The sequence below is a fragment of the Pseudoalteromonas citrea genome (genome assembly GCF_000238375.3).
Classification (GTDB): Bacteria; Pseudomonadota; Gammaproteobacteria; order Enterobacterales; family Alteromonadaceae; genus Pseudoalteromonas; species Pseudoalteromonas citrea.
On record NZ_AHBZ03000012.1, the window covers coordinates 665,865 to 689,726 of the forward strand.

General features: G+C 42.0%; 24 protein-coding genes. 13 read left to right on the top strand and 11 right to left on the bottom strand.

The genetic code is table 11. The features are described 5' to 3' along the window. Position 1: 1 nt before the first annotated feature. Together mlaE and PCIT_RS03040 are read right to left on the bottom strand one after the other, a co-directional pair. Complete coding sequence (mlaE, locus tag PCIT_RS03035) at positions 2-781, bottom strand: lipid asymmetry maintenance ABC transporter permease subunit MlaE (RefSeq protein WP_040697986.1); 780 nt, start codon at positions 779-781, stop codon at positions 2-4. Then, positions 778-1,620 carry an ATP-binding cassette domain-containing protein gene (locus PCIT_RS03040; protein WP_052023327.1) on the bottom strand — a complete coding sequence of 281 codons (843 nt, stop codon included), beginning with the start codon at positions 1,618-1,620 and terminating at the stop codon, positions 778-780. The genes mlaE and PCIT_RS03040 overlap by 4 nt, the downstream gene beginning before the upstream one ends. A 191-nt stretch (positions 1,621-1,811) precedes the next feature. Here PCIT_RS03040 and PCIT_RS03045 point away from each other — a divergent pair, with 191 nt between their 5' ends. From PCIT_RS03045 to mgtE, 12 genes are all read left to right on the top strand, one after another. Next, the gene (locus PCIT_RS03045) at positions 1,812-2,768 is read left to right on the top strand and encodes a calcium/sodium antiporter (RefSeq protein WP_010361366.1); all 957 of its coding nucleotides are present in this window, start codon (positions 1,812-1,814) and stop codon (positions 2,766-2,768) included. Positions 2,769-2,785: 17 nt separating this feature from the next. Beyond that, complete coding sequence (locus PCIT_RS03050; protein ID WP_010361365.1) at positions 2,786-3,757, top strand: KpsF/GutQ family sugar-phosphate isomerase; 972 nt, start codon at positions 2,786-2,788, stop codon at positions 3,755-3,757. Beyond that, complete coding sequence (kdsC, locus tag PCIT_RS03055; RefSeq protein WP_010361364.1) at positions 3,758-4,309, top strand: 3-deoxy-manno-octulosonate-8-phosphatase KdsC; 552 nt, start codon at positions 3,758-3,760, stop codon at positions 4,307-4,309. After that, positions 4,306-4,860, top strand: coding sequence for an LPS export ABC transporter periplasmic protein LptC (gene lptC / locus PCIT_RS03060; RefSeq protein ID WP_010361363.1), 555 nt, complete (start codon positions 4,306-4,308; stop codon positions 4,858-4,860). The genes kdsC and lptC overlap by 4 nt, the downstream gene beginning before the upstream one ends. Next, positions 4,850-5,374, top strand: a complete 525-nt coding sequence (gene lptA / locus PCIT_RS03065) for a lipopolysaccharide transport periplasmic protein LptA (protein ID WP_010361362.1) — start codon at positions 4,850-4,852, stop codon at positions 5,372-5,374. Before lptC ends, lptA begins: the two co-directional genes overlap by 11 nt. Positions 5,375-5,376: 2 nt before the next feature. Continuing rightward, entirely contained in the window at positions 5,377-6,102 is a 726-nt protein-coding gene (gene lptB / locus PCIT_RS03070) for an LPS export ABC transporter ATP-binding protein (protein WP_010361361.1), read from the top strand. 56 nt (positions 6,103-6,158) lie between these two features. Beyond that, the gene (locus tag PCIT_RS03075) at positions 6,159-7,661 is read left to right on the top strand and encodes an RNA polymerase factor sigma-54 (RefSeq protein ID WP_010361360.1); all 1,503 of its coding nucleotides are present in this window, start codon (positions 6,159-6,161) and stop codon (positions 7,659-7,661) included. A gap of 28 nt (positions 7,662-7,689) precedes the next feature. Next, complete coding sequence (hpf, locus tag PCIT_RS03080; RefSeq protein WP_010361359.1) at positions 7,690-7,977, top strand: ribosome hibernation promoting factor; 288 nt, start codon at positions 7,690-7,692, stop codon at positions 7,975-7,977. A 2-nt stretch (positions 7,978-7,979) separates the two neighbouring features. After that, positions 7,980-8,432 (top strand): PTS IIA-like nitrogen regulatory protein PtsN, encoded by a 453-nt coding sequence (gene ptsN, locus PCIT_RS03085; RefSeq protein ID WP_010361358.1) that lies wholly within the window; start codon positions 7,980-7,982, stop codon positions 8,430-8,432. A 16-nt stretch (positions 8,433-8,448) separates the two neighbouring features. Continuing rightward, on the top strand, positions 8,449-9,294 hold the full coding sequence (rapZ, locus tag PCIT_RS03090; protein ID WP_010361357.1) for an RNase adapter RapZ: 846 nt from the start codon (positions 8,449-8,451) through the stop codon (positions 9,292-9,294). Then, complete coding sequence (locus PCIT_RS03095) at positions 9,294-9,572, top strand: HPr family phosphocarrier protein (RefSeq protein ID WP_010361356.1); 279 nt, start codon at positions 9,294-9,296, stop codon at positions 9,570-9,572. The genes rapZ and PCIT_RS03095 overlap by 1 nt, the downstream gene beginning before the upstream one ends. Before the next feature lie 178 nt (positions 9,573-9,750). Next, positions 9,751-11,109, top strand: coding sequence for a magnesium transporter (mgtE, locus tag PCIT_RS03100; protein ID WP_010361355.1), 1,359 nt, complete (start codon positions 9,751-9,753; stop codon positions 11,107-11,109). A gap of 63 nt (positions 11,110-11,172) precedes the next feature. Here mgtE and pmbA read toward each other — a convergent pair whose 3' ends face one another. Next, positions 11,173-12,522 (bottom strand): metalloprotease PmbA, encoded by a 1,350-nt coding sequence (pmbA, locus tag PCIT_RS03105; RefSeq protein WP_010361354.1) that lies wholly within the window; start codon positions 12,520-12,522, stop codon positions 11,173-11,175. Between the two features lie 133 nt (positions 12,523-12,655). On the opposite strand from pmbA, the gene yjgA reads away from it, so the two are divergent. Next, positions 12,656-13,177, top strand: a complete 522-nt coding sequence (gene yjgA, locus PCIT_RS03110) for a ribosome biogenesis factor YjgA (RefSeq protein ID WP_010361353.1) — start codon at positions 12,656-12,658, stop codon at positions 13,175-13,177. 71 nt (positions 13,178-13,248) lie between these two features. Here yjgA and tldD read toward each other — a convergent pair whose 3' ends face one another. Genes tldD through PCIT_RS03150 form a run of 8 tightly spaced genes read right to left on the bottom strand, consistent with a single transcriptional unit; the run spans position 13,249 to position 23,842 of the window. Further along, positions 13,249-14,688, bottom strand: a complete 1,440-nt coding sequence (gene tldD / locus PCIT_RS03115; protein WP_040697987.1) for a metalloprotease TldD — start codon at positions 14,686-14,688, stop codon at positions 13,249-13,251. Then, positions 14,681-15,508, bottom strand: a complete 828-nt coding sequence (locus PCIT_RS03120) for a carbon-nitrogen hydrolase family protein (protein ID WP_010361351.1) — start codon at positions 15,506-15,508, stop codon at positions 14,681-14,683. The genes tldD and PCIT_RS03120 overlap by 8 nt, the downstream gene beginning before the upstream one ends. A 2-nt stretch (positions 15,509-15,510) precedes the next feature. Continuing rightward, positions 15,511-19,428: a YhdP family protein gene (locus PCIT_RS03125; protein WP_010361350.1), complete on the bottom strand. Its 3,918-nt coding sequence runs from the start codon at positions 19,426-19,428 to the stop codon at positions 15,511-15,513. Positions 19,429-19,443: 15 nt separating this feature from the next. After that, positions 19,444-20,916: a ribonuclease G gene (gene rng, locus PCIT_RS03130; protein WP_010361349.1), complete on the bottom strand. Its 1,473-nt coding sequence runs from the start codon at positions 20,914-20,916 to the stop codon at positions 19,444-19,446. After that, entirely contained in the window at positions 20,913-21,485 is a 573-nt protein-coding gene (locus PCIT_RS03135) for a Maf family protein (RefSeq protein ID WP_010361348.1), read from the bottom strand. Before PCIT_RS03135 ends, rng begins: the two co-directional genes overlap by 4 nt. Continuing rightward, positions 21,485-21,964: a rod shape-determining protein MreD gene (gene mreD, locus PCIT_RS03140; protein WP_010361347.1), complete on the bottom strand. Its 480-nt coding sequence runs from the start codon at positions 21,962-21,964 to the stop codon at positions 21,485-21,487. The genes PCIT_RS03135 and mreD overlap by 1 nt, the downstream gene beginning before the upstream one ends. Beyond that, positions 21,957-22,799 carry a rod shape-determining protein MreC gene (gene mreC / locus PCIT_RS03145; protein WP_010361346.1) on the bottom strand — a complete coding sequence of 281 codons (843 nt, stop codon included), beginning with the start codon at positions 22,797-22,799 and terminating at the stop codon, positions 21,957-21,959. Before mreC ends, mreD begins: the two co-directional genes overlap by 8 nt. Beyond that, positions 22,799-23,842, bottom strand: a complete 1,044-nt coding sequence (locus PCIT_RS03150) for a rod shape-determining protein (protein ID WP_010361344.1) — start codon at positions 23,840-23,842, stop codon at positions 22,799-22,801. The genes mreC and PCIT_RS03150 overlap by 1 nt, the downstream gene beginning before the upstream one ends. Positions 23,843-23,862 lie beyond the last annotated feature (20 nt).

Here is a 23,862-nt window from a genome sequence, read left to right on the forward strand (position 1 = left end):
TTTAACCTGAAAACATCACAGCAGTAAGTAAGAAATCAAATCCTAATACTGCCAATGAAGAATGTACTACTGTCTCTGTTGTCGCCTTACTTATGCCTTCCGAAGTTGGAATACAATCATACCCTTTATAAAGTGCAATCCATGTCACAACCAAAGCAAACACAAAGCTTTTAATAATACCGTTGAGAATATCTTTTTCGAATGACACTTGAGCTTGCATAATTGACCAAAAACTCCCTGAATCAACCCCCAGCCAGTCAACGCCAACTAAGTGGGCACCTAAAATAGCAACCGCAGAAAAAATAAGTGCCAAAATCGGCATGCTAATAAAACCAGCCCAAAAGCGCGGTGCAATCACCCTCTTCAGAGGGTCAATCGCCATCATCTCTAAACTTGAAAGCTGCTCAGTTGCTTTCATGAGACCAATTTCTGCCGTCAATGCACTCCCAGCTCGCCCAGCAAACAGTAATGCGGTAACCACAGGGCCTAATTCACGTAATAAACTCAGAGCAACTAACGGCCCCAAACTATCTTCAGCGCCATAACCAACGAGTACGGTATAGCCTTGTAAAGCCAACACCATGCCAATAAATAAACCAGACACCATGATTATCAATAATGACTGATGGCCTATCATGTATAGCTGACGGATCAGTAAGGGCGTCCCTTTTCTTGGATTAGGAATATTAACCAACGCCCCAATTAACATACGCGTCGAACGCCCTAACGATGCAAATCGACTTAATGTTTTATGGCCCAGTTTTTGTAAAAAATCCATCACCTAGCTCCTTTAGTTAACAAAGCATCCTCGTAAGGACTCGCAGGTTGGTGAAATGGAACAGGTCCATCAGATAAGCCTTGTAAAAATTGTTGCACTAGTGGGGAACTGTGCGCGAGCATTTCTTCAGCAGTCCCACTACCAATCACCCCTTGCTCTGCAATGATAACGACATGTTCTGCGATACTGAGTACTTCGGTCACATCATGAGTAACAATCAAGGATGACAACCCCAATACTTCATTCAATGATTTAATTAGCTTGACCAATACCCCCATAGAAATAGGGTCTTGGCCTGCAAATGGTTCATCATACATAATAAGCTCAGGGTCCAATGCAATTGCTCTGGCAAGCGCTGCACGCCTTGCCATACCACCAGAAAGCTCCGATGGCATTAGTTCACTAGCCCCTCTTAATCCAACAGCTTGTAGCTTCATTAATACCACTAAGCGAATTAACTCTTCACTTAGTTTTGTATGTTCTCTCAGCGGAAACGCAACATTGTCAAACACCGACATATCTGTGAACAGTGCCCCACTTTGAAATAACATACTCATGTTTTTTCGCGCATCATATAACGCACTACGCGTCATGTTTGGAATGCTGGCACCTTCAAATAGAATATCGCCGCTATCAGGTTTAAGTTGGCCACCTATCAGGCGTAACATCGTTGTTTTACCTATACCACTGGGGCCCATAATAGCGGTGATCTTCCCTTTAGGAACAGAAAAGCTCATGTTTTTATAGATGGTCTTTTCACCGCGTGAAAATGTCACATCCTTGATTTCAACTATTGCTTGCGACAAGTCGCTCTCCACATCTAGTTCGGCTAATTTTGCCATAATACGATTTTTTATGTCTTGAGGGAAAATACATTTCGTAAAATTTTGTAATAGTAGCGCCTTAATTTAACTCTAGCTATCAACAAGCTTACGCTCACCCTCGAAATCAGGCACCCGCTTTTATTTATACTTTTTTTCTGGGTTTTGGTACTATTTACCTTAATGACGTTTTATTACTGGCATAACTTTTAATGGTTTTATCTTTCATCGTTCTAATCTTAGGTTTTGCAGCACTGGTTTGGAGCGCAGATCGTTTTGTTTTTGGCGCAGCTGCATTAGCTCGAAATTTTGGTGTTCCCACCCTCATCGTTGGTTTGACTATTGTCGCTATGGGATCATCAGCCCCTGAAATGATGGTTGCAGCTCAGGCAGCCTTGGCGGATAAAACCGATACTGCAGTCGGTAATGCAGTGGGTTCAAATATTGCCAACATATTACTCGTCTTGGGTATTACTGCCCTATTACGCCCATTATCTGTGAGCTCTGGAATTTTAAAACGAGAAATGCCTTTATTGGTCATTGTGTCTCTCGGCGCTTGGCTAATTATTAGTGACAACTATTTTAGCGCTACGGAAGGTACGCTATTACTTGTGGGCTTTGTATTATTCTTATTGGCGCTTATCGTTATCACTAAACAAACCGGCAATCAGAACGATCCTCTTGTCAGCGAAGCTTGTGATGAAGTACCTGACAATGTTCCAACCAAAAAAGCCATATTATGGCTCGTTGTCGGTATGGTGCTACTCCCTGTAAGCTCTCATTACCTCATAGGTTCTGCAGTCGATATTGCAAAGTTCTTTGGTATGAGTGATTTACTTATTGGCTTAACCATCATCGCAATTGGTACCAGCCTGCCTGAGCTTGCAGCCTGTATTGCTGGTGTATTGAAAAAAGAAGATGATTTAGCCTTGGGTAATATTATCGGTTCAAACATTTTCAACATTTTAGCTGTACTCTCTATCGCTGGTATTTTAAACCCAGCCACATTAGATGCAAATATCGCTCAACGAGATATCTTTGTTATGCTTGCTGCAACGCTGTTATTGATCATTATGAGCTTGAGTATCACTGGTACCCGCAGGATTAATCGTCTTGAAGGCGGGTTACTACTAACGGCATTTATCGGCTACATGTATTACATCATTTAATAGAATGGACTGACTAAATGACCCAAATTAACTTTTCACAAACGGCCAAGGCTGTTATCGATATCGAACGCCAAGCTATTGATGAAATAGTACAGTATATAGATGAACACTTTGAAAGAAGTTGCCAAGCTATATTTGATTGCAGTGGCAGAACCATTGTGATTGGCATGGGTAAATCAGGACATATTGGTAATAAAATCGCTGCAACTTTTGCAAGTACAGGCACGCCTGCATTCTTTGTTCATCCAGGCGAAGCAAGCCATGGTGATTTAGGTATGATCACCAAGCATGATGTTGTGCTACTTATTTCAAACTCTGGAGAAACTGCAGAAATTATGAGTATTATTCCTGTCATAAAACGCATTGGCGCAAAAACCATCGCGATGACAGGAAATCCGCACTCAAGTATTGCATTGTTAGCCGATATTCATTTGTGTATTGCGGTGTCTAAAGAAGCATGTCCGCTCGGGTTAGCTCCAACAGCCAGTACAACTGCTACCTTGGTAATGGGTGATGCATTAGCCGTTGCTTTGCTTGAAGCACGAGGCTTTACAGCCGATGATTTCGCATTATCACACCCAGGCGGTGCGTTAGGTAAACGCTTATTATTAACCATCGCAGACATCATGCATAAAGGCGAACAAGTCCCGATAGTTACGAACACGGATACAGTGAAAGCTGCATTATTTGAGATGTCAGCAAAGGGTCTGGGGATGACTGCTGTTGTTGATGCGGAGTCTCGCCTCTGTGGTATTTTTACTGACGGTGACTTACGACGTATTATCGAACAGCGAGTGGATTTACATAACGCGCTCATTGATGAAGTAATGACCAAAGGCTGCGCCACAATTCAGGCGAATATACTTGCCGCTGAGGCATTAAATATAATGGAAATGAAACGAATCAACGGCTTAATTGTCATAGATGATGAACAACGCCCTATTGGTGCGCTTAATACGCAAGACTTATTAAAAGCGGGAGTACTGTAAATGCAGTTTGCTGATTTATACCAACCAATTTCGCCCCTCGTTGATAGTAAAGCCGCCGCCGTGAAATTACTTATTTGTGACATTGATGGCGTCTTCTCTGATGGCCGCATTTACTTGGGTAACAATGGCGAAGAGTTAAAAGCGTTCAATACAAAAGATGGCTTTGGCATAAAAGCCCTTATTAACAGTGGTGTGCAAGTTGCGGTGATCACCGGCAGGCATTCACAGATTGTTCAGCAAAGAATGACTAGCTTAACGGTACCGTATATATATCAAGGTCAGGAAAATAAATTAATCGCATATGATGAACTAAAACGTAAACTCAGTTTATCTGACGAACAAATTGCTTATATTGGTGATGATGGCCCAGATTTACCGGTGATGGAAAAAGTGGGTTTTGCCGTGGCTGTAAACGATGCACACCCCCTTATCAAACGCATATCACACTATACAACGCAATTACCGGGTGGTTTTGGCGCTGTCCGCGAGTTAACAGACTTAATCATGCTTGCACAAGGGCACAGCCTAGGCAGTGAGGGAACAAGCGCATGACCACAAATCGCATTGCCTTATTGGGTTTGTTTTTGCTAACAATGGGCTGGCTATGGTATCCGTACTTTTCTCAGCCATCGACATCTCAAAACAATACCCAAGATGTAATAGCGAAACCAGATTATATTGCGACTGAGTTACAGCAAACTATTTACAATGAAACTGGTGTGCGAAGCCACACTGTTACGGCAAAAAAAATGGAATTATACCAGGAGCTCGGGTTTAGTCATTTCGAAGCGCCTGTTTTTACATTATACAATGGCACAATGAATTGGAAGATCACCGCGAAAGAAGCCACGCTGTATGAAAATAACACCCTGATCTTAGAGGGGGATGTGGTAGCAAAAAATTTAACCGATAAAGCTATGATCACCCATATCAATGCCGATCATATTCGTGTCGAAATTACCAAACGACTAATGCAGTCAGAACAACCTGTGGAAATAATCGGGCCTGACTTAATGATAACAGGGAGAGGCTTGTTCGCGGACTTAAACACCGACGTAATAGAGCTCATAAACCATACAAGAACCGTTTACTATGATCAATAAACTTAAAGTTACTATCGCCTTTATTGGATTAACACTTAGTCACGTAGTCGTAGCTCAAAGCGACTCTTTTGCTTCTGAAGTATCGATCAAAGCAGGAAAGCAACAAGCACAGCTAAAAACCAACATCGGTATTTTTGAACAGAACGTTGAAATTATTCATGGTAACAGGAAGATCAATGCGGATCGTTTAGAAGTGCACCGTAGGGCGGAGCTTGGGGAAAACAAACAACTGCTTGTCGCAACTGGCAGCCCTGCGCTTTTTAGTGAAACACAGGCCGATGGCACCTTATTGAGTGCCAGTGCACAAGAAGTACGCTATGACGTTGCAAATAAAATGCTCATTATCAAAGGCGATGCTGAAATTAATCAGGCAGGTCAAATTATAAAAGCACAATCCATCACGTATGATATGGAAAAGCAATTAATAAATGCAGACAGAGGTACTCAAAACACCGGCCGTGTTCATACTATTTTAGTCCCAGAAAAAAAATCAGATAAAGACCAAGGCAAATAACCATGAGCACACTCACTGCACAAGCTTTAGCTAAAAGCTATAAAGGGCGTCAGGTCGTCAAAAATGTCAGCCTCAGCGTTGAAGCTGGCAGTATTGTTGGTCTTTTAGGCCCCAATGGCGCAGGTAAAACCACCAGTTTTTATATGATTGTAGGGCTCGTGCCAAGCGACAACGGTACAGTTACCATTGATAACAAAGACATTACCTTATTACCTATGCATAGCCGAGCTAGGCTGGGCATTGGCTATTTACCACAAGAGTCATCGATATTTCGTAAACTGACTGTTTATCAAAACTTAATGGCAATCTTAGAAACGCGCAAAGATCTTAGTAAGGCAGATCGAGAACAACTGCTTAACGAGCTCTTAGACGAGTTTAATATTCAGCACATACGCTCCAGTCAGGGCATGGCATTATCTGGTGGCGAACGCAGAAGGGTAGAAATTGCTCGTGCTTTAGCCGCAAATCCAAAATTTATCCTATTAGATGAGCCTTTTGCTGGTGTTGATCCTATTTCAGTGTTAGATATAAAGAAAATTATCGAACATTTAAAAAAACGCGGTATAGGTGTTCTTATCACAGACCATAATGTACGTGAAACACTCGATGTGTGTGAAAAGGCGTACATTGTTTCACATGGTGAATTAATTGCATCTGGCACACCTGAACATGTGCTAGCCGATCAAACTGTTCGAGATGTCTACCTTGGTGAGCAATTCAGGCTATAGTTAATACACCTAGGTAATTTTAATAATTGAACAATGAAAAGGATTGTTAGAGATACATGAGGCAATCGCTACAGCTGCGCATGGGCCAGCAATTAACCATGACACCACAGTTACAGCAGGCTATTCGCTTGCTGCAGCTCAGCACGCTCGATCTTCAACAAGAAATTCAAGAAGCATTAGACAGCAACCCCTTGTTAGAAGTTGAAGAATCAGAGCATGACAACGACAGTGATAATAGAGAAAAAGAACACAAAGAACTGAATAAAGACGAGACAAGTTCAGATACCACTGACGAAGCACCAGTTAGCGATTATGAACTAGATTCTGACGCTGCAATGAGTAAAGACACAGTCAGCGAAGAACTGGCCATGGACGTCACTTGGGACGAGTACATGAGTGCAGCTCCTGCTGCAAGCAGCGGTCCCATGCCTGAAGATGAAAACATGTATCAAGGGGAAACAACTGAAACTCTGCATGAGTATCTCATGTGGCAGCTAGAGCTTACCCCATTTAGCGATACCGACAGAGGCATCGCTGTTGCAATTGTAGAAGCTGTTGACGATGGCGGCTTGTTAACATTATCTACAGAAGAAATTTTAGATAGCTTAAACGATGGCAGCTCCGAAGAAGGTATTGAGCTCGATGAAATAGAAGCGGTACTTAAGCGTATTCAGCTATTTGACCCTGTAGGTATTGCAGCACGAAGCTTACAGGAATGTTTATGTATACAATTGAATCAATTTGATAAAGCGACACCTTGGTTAGAACAAACAAAACAAATATTAACCGAGCATATCGATTTACTTGCCAGTCGTGACTACCGAACTTTGATGAAGAAGACTAAACTCAAAGAATCGGATTTAAAAGATGTGATGACGCTGATCCACAGCTTAAACCCAAAACCGGCTGCCAGTATTATTCGGGAAGAATCAGAGTATGTGATCCCTGATGTGTCGGTTAAAAAAGTGAAAGGCCGTTGGCTGGTAGAGCTAAACCCAGATTCAATGCCAAAAATCAGAGTTAATGATCATTATGCTGCGATGTCGCGCTCTGTAAAATCGAGCACTGATAGCCAGTTTATTCGCTCTCATTTGCAAGAAGCGAAATGGTTTATTAAAAGTTTAGAGAGCCGCAATGACACTTTAATGAAAGTTACTAATTGCATTGTGCAGCAACAACAGGCATTCTTTGAACATGGCCCTGAAGCAATGAAACCTATGGTGCTTAATGATGTGGCTGAAATGGTAGAGATGCATGAGTCGACCATTTCTCGAGTCACTACACAAAAATATATGCACACACCTAGGGGTATTTTTGAGTTGAAGTATTTCTTCTCAAGCCATGTTAGTACTGAAAACGGAGGTGAATGCTCTTCCACTGCGATTAGAGCATTGATCAAAAAGCTCATTGCCGCCGAAAATACAGCTAAGCCGTTAAGTGATAGCAAAATTGCGGATATATTGGCAGAGCAAGGAATCAAAGTGGCCCGACGTACCATAGCAAAATATCGGGAGTCGTTAGCCATTCCACCGTCAAATCAGCGTAAAAGCTTGATATAAGACGTATTACCAAAGAAGGAAAATGCTTATGCAACTAAATTTAACTGGTCGTCACGTAGAAGTTACAGAATCACTAAGAGACTATGTCAACACCAAGTTTGCGAAGCTAGAAAGGCACTTTGATCATATAAATAACGTGCATGTGATCTTAGATGTTGAAAAGCTGGTACAAAAAGCCGAAGCTACCTTACATCTCAGTGGCGCTGAAGTTTTCGCCTCTACTGAGCATCAAGATATGTATGCCGCTATCGATGGTTTAGTTGATAAGCTAGACAGGCAAGTAATTAAACATAAAGAGAAGCTTACTCGACACTAATCATGAAATTAAGCTCAATAATCAACAAGGACTGCAGTAAAGCTGCGGTCCTTTTTAATAGCAAGAAACGGATTTTAGAATACGTTAGTGAACTTGCTCATCAGCAATTACCGCAACTTGAGCAACATCATATTTTGTCAGCCTTAATGAACCGTGAAAAACTAGGCAGTACAGGAATTGGGAAAGGAATTGCGTTACCCCATGGCCGTATGGAAGGTATAGAGCATGTTTTTGCAATACTTTTAATCAGTGAGCAACCTATTCCGTTTGATGCAATAGACAACCGCCCCGTTGATATTTTTGTTGCGCTTATAGTACCTGAAGGTGATAATCAGCAACACTTAAAGACACTATCTGCTATTGCAGATAAGTTGAAAAGCAAAGAGTTTTGCAAACAATTAAGACATGCAAGTAGTGATTCCGAGCTTTATAGTATTGTTACTGCACAGGATTAATAAATAGGGGAAAGTCGTGGAATTAATCATCATTAGTGGCCGTTCTGGATCAGGGAAGTCAGTAGCACTTAGAGTATTAGAAGATCTTGGCTATTATTGCGTTGATAATATTCCTGTTAACTTACTGCCTTCACTCGTAAGAAGTGTTTCCGAAAACTACGACAAAATAGCCGTCAGTATTGATGTCAGAAACCTCCCTAAACAACAGGAAGAATTTAACGATATTCTTGAATACTTACCCGGCTTCGCTAACCCAACTCTGTTTTATTTAGACAGCGATGATCAAACCTTAATCAAACGCTTTTCTGAAACTCGCCGCTTACACCCTTTATCTATCAATAATTTGCCTTTAGATTTAGCGATTAAAGAAGAAAAGCAACTGCTTGACGTGCTCAATACCAGCGCAGATATGGTGATTGACACCACAGATTTAAGCGTACATCAATTAGCTGAAGCTATCCGTGAACGTATATTAGGTAAAAAAGATAAACAGCTAATCATCACCTTCTTATCTTTTGGGTTTAAGCATGGTATGCCGAAAGATGCTGACTATGTATTTGATGCTCGATTCTTACCTAACCCGCATTGGGAGCCTGACTTAAAACCACTCACAGGGTTAGATCAACCTGTACAAGACTATTTAGCTGGCCACAGTATAGTACAAAAATTCACTTGGCAAATTCAAACATTTGTACAAACTTGGTTACCTCATCTTGAACGCAATAACCGCAGCTACCTTACGATTGCTGTCGGTTGTACAGGCGGACAACATCGCTCTGTTTACCTAGCCCAAACCATCGGAGAAAGCTTCCAACGCACTCACCCGAATGTACAGATCCGTCATCGTGAACAAAATATCTAATGTCATGTGTTGTTGAGGGTACTTTTTTAATTAAAAATAAATGTGGTTTACATGCTAGAGCTGCCACTGTATTGGCGCAATTGGCCGTTAAATTCGATGCAGATATTACCTTATATCAAGATGAAAAAGAGGCCGCAGGAGACAGCGTATTAGCATTGCTGTTATTAGAAAGTAGTCAAGGAAAGTACGTAAAAATTCGCTGTGAAGGCCCAGATGCGCAATCCGCCTTATGTGCCATTGGCGACTTAATTGAGCAAAAATTTCACGAACAAGAATAACTTGTACACTACAACATAGTATAAATACGCTTATCCTACGTGGCAACACGCTCTAAAGTACGTTAAACTCTCAAGCCAAGGCCCGCGTACCTAAGCGTCATTCGCTTGCATATTATCCAACAGATATTCACTTGGCACGCGTAAAAATACTAACAATACGATATTATTTAGGAAGCCTATGCCTGAAGCGCTTGAACAAGATTATACCCTGCAACAACTACAGCAAGTTACGCTTGCGCTTAATAGTGGGCAGTTTGTTCAAGTCAGGCGAGTTTTAGCTGAGACCGCACCATGTGATACCGCACTCTTACTCGAATCTTCCCCTCATAAAGTCCGAACACAACTTTGGCAACTCGTCGACCCAGATATTCAAGGTGATGTACTTGAAGAGTTATCAGAAGATGTGCGACTTGGTATCATCGCAAAGATGGAACCAGAGCTCATTGCAGCGGCTACGGAGGACATGGATGATGATGATTTAGGCGAAGTATTACGAAGTTTACCCGATACCGTATATCAAGACGTTGTTAGCAGCATGGACACGCAAGATCGTGAGCGTGCTACCCAAGCCCTATCCTATCAAGAGCGCTCTGCTGGCGCATTGATGAATAGTGATACTGTCACTATTCGTGCAGATGTATCATTAGATGTTGTACTACGCTACTTACGTTTACGTGGCAACCTGCCAGATGGCACCGATGATCTCTATGTTGTTGATAAAGACAACTGTTTTATAGGCGCATTACCTTTAAGTACATTATTAACAAACCCGCCAGATCACTTGGTTCACGATTTGATGGATGAGGACAAAGAGTCAATTCCAATTTCGATGGATGAGACTGAAGTCGCGCAACTTTTTGAGCGCCATAACTGGATCTCTGCCGCGGTTGTTGATGATAACAACCACCTGCTAGGCAGGATCACCATTGATGATATTGTTGATGTAATTCGAGAAGATGCTGAACATAGCTTACTTAGTATGGCTGGTCTTGATGATGAAGAAGACACCTTTGCACCCGTTCTAAAAAGTAGCCGCCGTCGGTCTATTTGGCTAGGGATCAACTTATTGACTGCACTACTCGCAGCATTTGTTGCGAGCTTTTTTGAAAATACCCTCGATATTTTACCCGTGCTTGCCGTGCTCAACGGCATAGTACCCAGCATGGGTGGGGTGGCCGGTAGCCAAACACTCACCTTGGTTATCCGAGGTATTGCGCTTGGCCATATAAACCAAACTAACCAACGATTTATACTCGGTAAAGAGTTAGCTATTGGGGCGCTAAATGGCTTGTTATGGTCGTTACTAATAGCTGGTGTTGTTGCGTTGTGGAAGTGGGATTTCACACTAGGTGCGGTAATTGCATTTGCAATGTTCATGAACTTACTCGCGGCGGGTATCGCGGGAGCAAGTATTCCACTTATTCTTAAGAGAATGAAGATTGATCCTGCACTTGCTGGTAGTGTTGTTTTGACAACAGTGACTGATATTGTTGGGATATTTGCCTTTTTAGGTACTGCAACCTGGTTTTTAACTTAGCGCTGTAACAGCAATAGCCTGAAGTAAAGGCACTCTGAGCCCCTTTACTTCAGATCAAAAATATTACTCTCCAGCAACTTGCATTGATTCAATCAATACTGAGCCAGTCTGTACGCTCCCTCGCACTTCTATATCACCGCCAATGGCTTGAATGCCTTTAAACATGTCCTGTAAGTTACCCGCTATGGTTATTTCACTTACCGGATATTGAATTTCACCATTTTCGACCCAAAAGCCAGCAGCACCGCGCGAGTAATCACCTGTTACGGTGTTAACACCTTGGCCCATTAATTCGGTTACCAACAAGCCGGTACCCATCGTCTGTAGTACAGCATGCAGATCATCATGCGTTTGTTGTACTAACCAATTATGAATACCCCCAGCATGACCTGTGGCTGTCATACCCAATTTACGGGCTGCGTAGCTCGCGAGTAAATATGTTTGTAATTCTCCACCGCTAATAATATCTCGGTCACGGGTTTTTACCCCTTCGCTATCAAATGGACTGGATGCTAATCCTTTTAATAAATGTGGCCTTTCCATAATAGAGACGCATGGATTAAATACTTGGGTATTTAAGCTCTCAAGCAAAAATGTCGATTTACGATAAAGTGCCCCACCGCCAATCGCTGATACTAAATGTCCAAACAGGCTATTTGCAATATCCGCTCTAAAAACGACAGGGCTCTTCATCGTTTTTATTTTCTGGCTATTTAACTTCGCAAGTGTTGACTCTGCCGCTTCAACACCGACTAAACCAGCACCTTTTAATCCACTCTGCTCACGAGAAATTGTGTAAGCAGAATCTCTTTGCATATGTTCACCGTCTTGACCAATGACCATCGTGCTTAATGTGTGTCGTGTGCGAGGAAAACCAGCAACTAAGCCATGACTATTACCATATACTCGTAAACCTTGGTGGCTTGCAAAACTGGCACCGTCTGAATTAACAATCCGTGAATCAAATTCTAACGCGGCTTTTTCCGCTTCAAGGCAAAACTCAATACCTTGCTCGGGGGAAACATCCCATGGGTGATAAAGATCTAAATCTGGTGGAGACATTTCTAGAAGTTGCTCATCAGCGACTCCGTTACACGGGTCATCAGAAGTAAACTTGGCAATATCAATGGCTTTTTCTACCACTGAGCGCAAAGCTGCCGGGCTCAAATCTGCAGTAGAGGCACTGCCTTTATGGTTACCAACATAAACACTGATCCCTAAGCCACCATCTTGGTTAAACTCAATCGTATCAACTTCGCCCATCCGAGTGCTAACCGAGAGGCCTGACGTGCTCGACATCGCAGCCTCTGAGGCGGTGGCGCCCAATTTTTTAGCGTGGGCCAATACTTCTGAAACAGCTTGCTTTACATCATCAATTTGTTGATAAATAGGGTCTTGTTGGGCTCTGCTCATGGGCATCTTCTCTAATAAATTATGTCTCTACATTAATGCTAACACACATCATGATTATCGCCCTATTCAAGCAAAGCTTTTCCTCCGTATAATTGGTATACTTAGCACAAATAGATTACTACTAGTTTGAATCATGGCTAAGAAAAAGAAACCCGTAATTGAAGAAGACATCATCTATGTCTCTAAAAGTGAACTGAAACGTGATGCGCAGCAGTACCAGCAACTTGCGCTCGACTTAGCCAGCATGGCAAAAAAGCAACGTGATAAATTGCCGCTTACCGATGATTTACTGCAAGCAATGGTCGTCGCAGATAAAATACGTGCAAAAAGTGAAGCTTATCGTAGGCATATGAACTACATAACAAAAACACTTCGCACCACAGAGAATATTGCCGAAATAGAAGCGGCTATCGACTTGATGCTAAATAAAAATAATCAAGCTGACGTGCTCCTAAATAAAATCGAAATAGTCAGAGATGAATTAATTCAACAAGGTGATGACAAAGTCAATGAGTTACTTGGTGAATACCCAGAGTTAGAACGTCAAAAAATGCGACAACTCGTCCGCCAAGCCAAAAAAGAAGCCGCAGCAGAAAAGCCTGCAAAGGGCTATAAAGAACTCTTTCAGTATTTAAAAGAAGCGATGATGCCGTAATTACCTTACTGAGAAGCTTAAGACATAAAAAAACCAGCCTATGCTGGTTTTTTTATGTCTTTAATACGTGCTTAAGCCGTACCACCGACAGTGATTTCATCAATTTTTAAACTGGGCTGACCAACACCAACAGGGACACTTTGGCCGTCTTTGCCACATACACCAACCCCTCTATCGAGTTGAAGATCATTGCCCACCATGGAGATTTTATGCATCACATCCGGTCCATTACCAATGAGTGTAGCCCCTTTAATAGGCTGAGTGATCTTTCCATCTTCAATAAGGTATGCCTCTGACGCAGAAAATACAAACTTACCTGAAGTAATATCTACCTGACCGCCGCCAAAGTTTGATGCAAAAATACCTTTTTTAACACTACTGATAATATCCGCTTGAGTGTCTTGCCCAGGTAACATATACGTATTTGTCATCCTTGGCATAGGTAAGTGTGCATATGATTCACGACGTCCGTTACCGGTAGGCGCAACGCCCATTAAACGGGCATTTAACTTATCTTGCATATAACCTTGTAAAATACCTTTTTCAATTAACACATTATATGCTGCTGGAGTGCCTTCATCATCTACGTTTAAAGATCCTCTGCGATCAGCCAATGTACCATCATCAACGACGGTACAAAGTTCTGATGCAACCTGCTGCCCTACTTTCCCACTAAATGCAGAAGCTTCTTTTCGGTTAAAGTCACCCTCTAAGCCATGTCCTACCGCTTCATGTAAAAGCACACCAGGCCAACCAGCACCTAATACCACCGGCATTGCCCCTGCTGGGGCATCTACGGCTTCTAAATTTACTTTAGCTAAGCGTACCGCTTCTTCTGCATACTCTACCCAACGCGGTTTTCCCGCAACCAGCTCTTTAAAGTAGCCGTAATCTAAACGAGCTCCACCACCGGCACCACCTCGTTCACGTCGACCATTTTTCTCAAGTAACACGGAACAATTAAGACGAATTAATGGGCGAATATCGGTGGCAAAAGTACCATCACTGGCTGCAATCAAGACCTCTTCATATACCGCTGAAATTGAGCTCACCACCTGTTGAGCATCTGGTGCTATATCTCGAATATGCGCTTCAATTTCTCGTAATAGCGCAACTTTATCAGCATCAGCCATTTTAGTAATTGGTTGCACTGGCGCAAATTGCTGTTTTGCCGTCACGTCACTAAAGACTTGTACTTTTTTTGTTTCGCCTGATTGAGCAATACTACGTGCAGCCATCGCTGCTTTGTTTAACGCATCAACATTGATGGCATCAGAATATGAAAAGCCCGTTTTTTCACCAGATAAAGCTCTAACACCAACGCCCCTTTCGATGTTATAGCTGCCATCTTTAACAATACCATCTTCAAGCACCCACGTTTCGTTGTAGCATGACTGGAAATAGAGGTCGGCATAATCCACTTGATGTTGGTGAATATAACTAAGCGTTTGCTCTAGCTGTTCTCGAGTCAATTGACTGTCAGCTAATAAATGTTGTTCAACATTATTCATAAAATTCACTCTTAAAACGATTGTGTGCCTGTACTGGCATTTTAGTTCTGATTTGCATAAGTTCTGCTAAATCAATGTCACCTTGGACAGCACCACATGTACCCTTGGCATCTGCAAGCACAGTACCCCATGGTGATAATATTAGGCTATGTCCGAAGGTTTTGCGGCCATTTTCATGTATTCCTACCTGCGCAGCTGCAACCACATAACACTGTGTCTCAATAGCCCGTGCCTGTAATAGAGGTTGCCAATGTGCAGCTCCCGTAACTGTCGTAAACGCACTAGGGATCAACAATAGTTGAGCCCCTTGGTCGACCATTTTCTGATAAAGCCCTGGAAAACGGACGTCATAGCATACACTTAAGCCTATTCTTCCAAATGGGCTATCAACTACTTTTACCTCAGTACCAGCAGCGCAATGCGAAGATTCTCGATAGCCTTGAGTATTGTCATCCACATCGACATCAAACAAATGCATTTTATTGTACTGTGCGACAATATCACCGGTGTCATTAAACAATAAGCTTGCCGCCACATAACGCTCATTGTCGTGTGGCAGCGCAATAGTACCTGCTGCGAGCCAAATACCATAGTTACGACACAGTAATTTGAGCTTTGTTATCCAATACGTATTTGTCGCGCTTAATATAACGGAGTCTTGACTTGTATGACAAAACGCCAACCAAGCTTCAGGTAGGCAAACCAGCGCAGGTTGCTGTAAATTAAGTTCTTCTAGCTGTCTCACTAAATATTGGTAGTTAACGCTTGGTTCTACACCAGAGCACATTTGTATAGCAATCACCTTCGATGGATGGTCCATATTTAAACGCCCGCCTCATCAACTGTTCTCGCCTCTTTTTTAATTAATGTGCTATTTGTGCTTTCAACAAGCTCCCTCGAAGGTAAAGCGTCTTGCGCCTTCGGGGGGGTATTTTGTGCAGCTTGTGGGATTTCAACTTCTCGACTTTTTCTATTAATTTCAGTAACAATAGGCTTATCCATAGTGCCTGTCACTTTAAATTTAATCTCCGAAATAACCCGCGCAGAATGAATCACCTTATCTAGCGCTAACGCAGCAAGTCCTGTCACTGGGTTAACCATCCATGCAACAATCACTGGCAAACTAGATGTAACTTGTGGTGCCACAGCCAAGTCATAGTTAATATCGTAGGTATTTAAATTCGCATAACCTTGAATGGTTAAATCCGCTGGCACACCGTCCATTTTAGTGTCTTTCGTATAAGCAATGCCTTCTTCAAGCTGCACGGACCCTTGCATCTTGTTGTAAAAAAAACCTTTAGAGAATACGTCTCTAAAGTCTAGTTTCAATTTTCTCACCAATGAATCTAAGCTTAGCAGAGAAAAAACGCGAGCTCCTTGGTCACTTATTTCAGCTAAATGTCCTTCACCAAGTTCCCAATTTACTTCCCCCGCAAGACTGGGTAAATTTATATCATAGGGTGCACCATTCCATTGTAATTGGTAGCCAATGCTTGCTTTAGAATCTTTGATAGTTGAGGTTAAATCAAATTCATCAAACAGCTCACCAATATCTTTGCTGTTCATAATCCCTTCTATACGTGACACTCCTGCTTGCCACTGTCCTTGCCCACGTAACACATGCTCCTTTTTATCGACAACGAGTTCAGGGATCACTAACTTATTTCCATCACCAAACAAAGACATTGATACTTTATCTAACTGATAAGTATCAACTCTGCAATCAGAGCAGTTAAACGCAACGGCTGGAATATGAGCTAACCAACTTAAATCATCTGCTGGCATATTCGCGCTTGACTCATTTTCAAGGTCAGTACTCATGCTCTCTGCAAGTTTAGGTAGATTAAGTCGTAAATAATCAGTATTGATTGCAATGGGTCGACTTGAACCGCTTGGGGGTAATACTATTTGCGCACGCAATTCTTTTGCATTTAATCGCATCGTCATGCCATCGCTGCTCGGACGTAGGCGCATCTCAAGGTCATTAAAGTGAATATCCGATAGGTCTAGATCACCTATTTGAGCATCAATAGCACGTAACTCTGGAAACAAGGAAGCTTGGTTCTTTGCTCGGTTACCCGAGTTAATTACTCTGTCAATAAATGGGATCCAAGACTGCAAATCCAATTCAGCATGGTCAATGGAGACAACAAACCCATCCTGTGCAAGCCCTCTATCCCGTTTGCCAGAAATCAAATGTGCATTGCTCAATTGCACACTGTCATTATCTAAGATGCCATTAAAAAACAACTTCTTATCAATATTAACCATGATTAAATTAGAAATATCATCGCCTTGCACCACCCCTTGCAACGGCCAAGTACTGGAGACAATTTTATTATAAGGGGCAGAAAAGTCGCTTGATAGACCCACTAGATCAGACGAAAACTCAGCCGTGTAATTAAATGATTCATCGCTAAAGACCAAGCTCAATGCTGTATTTAATTCCGCTTCCCCCGATAAGTAGCCGTCAAGTAAGCCATCCGTATAAGGCAGTAATTTATCGCTTTGCGCCAAAAGCTGAGCATTAATATCAACTTGGTAGTTTTTATTATCTCCATCGCCTTTAACATCAAACTGCACAGGCATGCCTAACCAGGATGCGCTTGCATCAGGTATGGAAATAGCATCGTCTTTAAAATGTAAAACAGCGTCAACTTGATCAAGTTGCATACCCGGCTTTGATAGAAAGATCGGTAAATTACGTAAATATATGTCACCTTCAGCTAATACATCTAAATTTCGTAAATCTATCTTTAGGGTTATATCTCCTTCAACTTCACCTTTACCCTGAACAATCTGTAATATATTTGAAAGAGGGTCATTAAGCGGTGTCGCTGCGAAAAAAGGCACTAGCGAAGGGGCTTGCGTAATATGGTTTATTCTCACCCAAAGGTCATCTGCAGCATCTAAATTATCAATACTGACGACCACACTGTCCTCTATTTTTTGGTTAATTAAAGTGCCCGAATGAGCATAAATATCCATGCGTTCATTGGAGAAATGTAACGTCGTCTCGGCATTCTTTATCGCAGGCCAGCCCGGTGCAAAAGCAAATTCCGCATCTTCAATTTTTGACAAAACATCAAACTGCCCAGCCCCATTACTAAATGGAAAATCCGTTAATCGCCCAGAAAACAACACTTGCGATTCACGATGTATCCCTCCAAGGATCCCTTCATTCAAATACTTTATGAGGCTTGCTTTCATTAACGTTTGAGGAAAATAATGACTAGCGACTTCTGCACTCCCCCCAAGTACTTCGACATATAAATCTAACTCAGGTTCATCTGCTAAATTTAAGTGCATTTCTCCAGCAACGGTTAAATCTTCATTGTCAAACCACAACGAATCGCTTACCACTTGCCAATCATTACCCCGCTTAAAAAACTGAAGCTCTAAGTTCAGTTGATTGTAAGCAAGTGGTCGATCGAATAACCCTGCGGTATGAAACTGTGCATTTTCAGAGAAGAGCGATACAGCCCCGCTATTGTTTTGCAGTGCAAATTCCAATCTTAAGCTATCGGCACCCGGTATCCCTCCAACCTGACGCCATGACAAATCACGACCCCCTAACCACGCAGACACATCTTTTTCTGGCCCAATACTCACTCGGCCTCGCAAAGCACCTTGCAAGTCATGCGCTGCGACTTGTTTTGCAAATTCCATATTGCTTAATGCACTGAGGTCTGACAATAAGGTTACACTGAGTTCATCAAACCAAACTTGCTGTTGCGCTGCTGAAAACTCACCGCGTACTTGTGTCGCTGTATAAGGAATATCGTTGTGAGAAAGCTGTAATGGCGTAGTTGATAGCTCCCAAAACTGCCCCTGCTTTGAAGGCGTAAATAATATCTGCCCAGATGTCAGTGATATACGCTCACTTTGGCCATTTTCCAACCATTTAATATAACTCGGTAACCAATTTAGATGAACATTTTCCAGCTTACCACTTTGCATTGACACCCAAGCTTCACCATTTAGCTCTGTATGGATCCCTAGTTTATCTTCATTTAGATCTTGAGTTAGCCAGTCAGAAACATCTACTTTTGATGCATGTAAATAAATTTGCCCATTTAAATCACGTAAACGTTCACCAGTAAAAGACAATCGAGCCGAGTAGTGCCCCTGAGAAAAACCAGGAATACTTACTTCACCAATACCTTGATGAATTTGCTCGCTATTTTGCCAAGTAATATCTTCCAATAATAAAGAGTGGCGCTTTCCTAAGTGAGTGATCAAGTTTAATTGACTTTCTTGAATAGAAAAGTGACCCGTTGCACCTAAGAATAAGCTCTCTATCAAAGATTGCTGCTCAAAGTTACTATCACTATTGGTTTGTAAATTACTCAGCTCTTTAAGGTTTACATCAGCAACAAAACCATTAAGTACAAAATAATCTGAACGCAGTTGCCAATTTTTTAGTGATTCAATAACGTTTAATTGCAAACTAGTATTAGCAATACTCAATGCAATTGGTGCATTTTGGTTATCTGCGAATGTTAGGTTTTCTAACACTAAAGAGGGTCCAGTGCCCTGCCAGCTAGCACTAATAGCGCCAATGGTTAAATCAACGCCAAACTGTTTATTGATCAGTGTTTCTATATCGTGTTTATAATCGTTAGCGTATGGTAAGGCATATTTAAGCACCGACACAAAAACCGCCAAAACGACCAGCGCTACAGCAAAAACTTGCCAAACTTTTCTAAAACAAAAAAAGCAGATTTTTTTAGCTTGCATTAACCCTGTGCCGCCTTACATCATGACAACATCAAATTGCTCTTGACTGTATAAACTCTCTGTTTGAATATTGACTTGCTTTCCAATGAATAGTTCCAATTCAGCTAAGTTATGGTATTCATCGTTAGTAAGTGCTTCACTGACCGCAGCAGACGCATACACCATAAACTTATCCGCATCATAAGCACGATTTACTCTGACAATCTCACGCAGTATTTCATAACATACCGTTTCAACCGTTTTCAGTGATCCTCGCCCAGAACACGATGGACAAACACCACACAAAATATGTTCTAAGCTTTCTCGTGTGCGCTTTCGCGTCATTTCAACTAAGCCCAATGCTGATAAACCATTAATATTGGCTTTTGCACGATCCTTTGACAATGCCGTTTCTAAAGAGTGAAGTACTCTGCGTTTATGATCATCCGATATCATATCGATGAAATCAATAATAATGATCCCACCTAAATTTCTCAGCCTTAATTGGCGAGCTATCGCTGATGTCGCTTCAACGTTGGTATTAAAAATCGTTTCTTCTAAATTTCGGTGCCCAACAAACGCCCCCGTATTTACATCAACGGTTGTCATTGCTTCAGTCTGATCAATGATCAAATAACCGCCTGACTTTAATTCAACTTTACGGTGTAACGCTTTTTGGATCTCACTCTCAACATCAAATAAGTCAAAAATGGGCCGCTCACCAGGGTAATATTCCAGTACCTGAGCCAGTAAAGGGACAAACTCCTCTGTAAACTCTTTTAACTCTTGATGAGTCAACTTTGAGTCAACCCGGATCCGTTCCATATCTTCACCAACGTAATCACGAAGCGTTCTAAAAGCGAGTGTTAAATCTTCATGTAAGATACTGGCTTTGCTGGCTTTTTTTCTACGACTGACAATTTTCTGCCATAGTTTCTTCAAAAACTCCGCATCATGTTGTAATTCGGCTTCAGATGCGCCTTCCGCTGCGGTTCTAACGATAAAGCCACCATTCTCATCATTATACTGAGAGACTATCTTTTTCAGTCTGGCTCTCTCTTCTTCAGTTTCTATTCGTTGGCTTACACCGACATGCGTAGCATCAGGCATAAATACTAAATAACGTGATGGTATAGTGATATCAGTTGTTAATCTCGCCCCTTTTGTGCCGAGCGGATCTTTGACGACTTGCACCAGAATAAATTGGCCTTGCTTAACCAGTTCTCTAATATCTTGTACTTTTTTAACTGGCTGATCATCAACACCTTCTTCGAATGAAGCGCTATTCACAATATCTGATGCATGCAGAAATGCCGCTTTATCTAGCCCAATGTCAACGAAAGCAGCCTGCATGCCTGGTAATACTCGACTAACCTTACCAAAATAGATATTACCTACAATACCTAAATTACCAATACGCTCTACCTGCACTTCTTGGAGTACACCATTTTCGATTAATGCCACACGACTTTCACTGGGTGTCACATTAATGAGTAGTTCACTGCTCATGCTGTCTCCGCCACAAATTGTTGAATTAATTTCTCACTCTCATACAAAGGTAAGCCGACAACGGCAAAATAGCTACCTGATATATGTGTTACAAATCGTCCACCGAGTCCTTGAATACCATAGCCACCAGCCTTATCTTGCGGCTCATTCGTTTGCCAGTAACTTTCTATTTCATCCTCTGTTAATGTTTTAAATGTCACATCGGTGCACACAACTGTACTAATTACATGCTTTTGCGTTGCCAAAGCGACGGAGGTTAATACCTGATGGGTACGCCCTGATAGGCGTTTCATAGTCGCCCTAAAATCATCAATATCTTTAGGTTTACCTAGTGCTTGTTCGTCTATGACAACCACAGTATCGCTGCCCAGTACAGGCCTGTCTACATAACCCATTGCAACACCCGATTGCGCTTTAAGCCTAGCTAAACGCTCAACATACGCATACACAGGTTCATCAGCCAACTGACTTTCATCAGCATCCACACTAAACTGTTCAAATTCATAACCCAGCTGAGCCAGCAATTGTTTGCGACGAGCGGACGCTGACGCTAAATAAAGAGGGATCATTAACGTATCCTAAATTGACGTCGATACTTACGCAGTAATAAAAAGATCCATGGCCAACATAACATGCCTGTCACGGCGGGCCACAAATAATGCGGGCTAAAATAAATATCGAGTAAAAAGTGGTTTAACCAAAATTGCAGCAAGTGATAGAGCGTCAAAAATAGACCGATCATGACGGCCTGCTGCCAAATTGAAAAGTTTCGTATTTTCTGAAAGTTACTCACAGTAATGTAAATACACACAGAGTAAGTCAAGGAATTTACACCAAGTGGTGACCCCATAGCTAAATCAATAATTAAACCCGTGATCCAAGCCCAGCCAATGTTTACTCGATGGGGTACCGCCAGTGACCAATACATCAAAACTAATAAGACCCAATCAGGTCTGAATGGTTCGGCAGAAATAGGTAACGGCATCAATGCCATTACGAGCGCAAAGAAAATACTTAACGCCACAAAAAAATAACTGCGTCTAATCATGGCTGAGTGTCTCTTGAGCTGACTTACCTAATATTACTAATAAGCGAATTCTGTCTAATTGAGCAATCGGTTCGGCATAAACCTTAGCAAAAGGAAGCCCCTCATCTCGATTAATGTTTGTCACAACCGCCACAGGGTAGCCTTCTGGAAAAATACCGCCTAAACCCGATGTAACTAAAACATCTCCAATACGTACATCTAAGCTATGTGGTACATGAGAAAGCTTTAAACGGTTAATTTTTCCGATACCTTCAATAACAGTGCGAACATCATTGCGTAGAATGCGGACTGGGGTAGCATGCGTAATATCTGTCATCAATAAAACGCGCGATGTGGTTGTACCCACTTGAGTTAATTGACCAACAATCCCCATTTCATCGATGACAGCCTGACTTTCTGTCACTCCGTCTATCGTACCGCGATTGATCACCACTTGGTGGCTATAAGGATTGGAATGAACAGATAACACTTGAGCAATCAACCGGGTGTTATTTTGTCTTGCTGACGCCCCTAGTAACGCTCTGAGCTCTTGATTCTCTTTTTTAAGAAACGCTAATTGTTGCAACTGTTCACTTTGTAATAACTGCTTTTCTTTGAGGGTGTAGTTTTCCTGCCTGAGCTGATCGCGCGTATGTAAGCTTTTTGCTCCAATATCAAACATTTCATAGGGCACATTGGCAAAATACAATAACGGGCTGACTAAGGTATGTAAACTAGTTCTGACCAGTGTGCCACCTTGGGTATAACGGTCGCCAAAAATTAAGAGCACACTCAACACAACTGCGACAGTAAGTCGCAGTTGTAATGAAATGGTACGGCCAAACAATAAATTCATTAGTCGTAACTAAATACATCGCCACCATGCATATCTATCATTTCCAGTGCTTTACCGCCACCTCTTGCAACACATGTTAGCGGATCATCAGCAACCACCACCGGGATCCCTGTTTCTTCCATTAATAAACGGTCTAAATCTTTAAGCAATGCCCCACCGCCAGTTAACACCATACCGTGAGCCGATATATCAGAGGCAAGTTCAGGAGGTGATTGCTCTAATGCAACCATCACCGCACTCACAATTCCCATAAGAGGTTCTTGTAATGCCTCTAATATTTCATGAGAGTTCAGAGTAAAAGAACGAGGAACCCCCTCGGCTAAGTTTCGACCACGAACTTCTAACTCAATCGGTTCGTCACTTTTAAAAGCAGACCCAATTTCATGTTTGATATGTTCAGCAGTTGCTTCACCAATCAAGCTACCAAAATTACGACGTACATAATTAATAATACCTTCATCAAACTTATCGCCGCCAATACGCACTGAAGAGGAATATACAACGCCATTTAAAGAGATGATGGCAACCTCAGTAGTCCCTCCACCAATATCGACCACCATAGAGCCAGTTGCTTCGGATACTGGTAAGCCAGCGCCAATCGCCGCAGCCATTGGTTCTTCAATTAAGTATACTTCCCGCGCTCCTGCACCCATTGCAGACTCACGGATAGCACGCTTTTCTACCTGCGTAGCACCACAAGGCACACAAATTAAAACACGAGGACTTGGGCGCATAAAATTATTATTGTGCACTTGTTTTATAAAGTGCTGTAACATTTTTTCAGTCACATAAAAATCAGCAATCACCCCATCTTTCATCGGTCTAATTGCTTTAATATTACCAGGAGTTCGACCTAGCATTTGCTTGGCTGCGGTCCCTACAGACGCAACACTCTTAGGGCCTCCGGCTCGTTCTTGTCGTATTGCGACAACTGACGGCTCATTCAACACAATACCTTCTTCTTTTACATATATAAGTGTGTTGGCTGTACCAAGATCAATTGATAAGTCGTTAGAAAATAATCCACGTAATTTTTTAAACATGAGGCTGGGTAACCTTACAG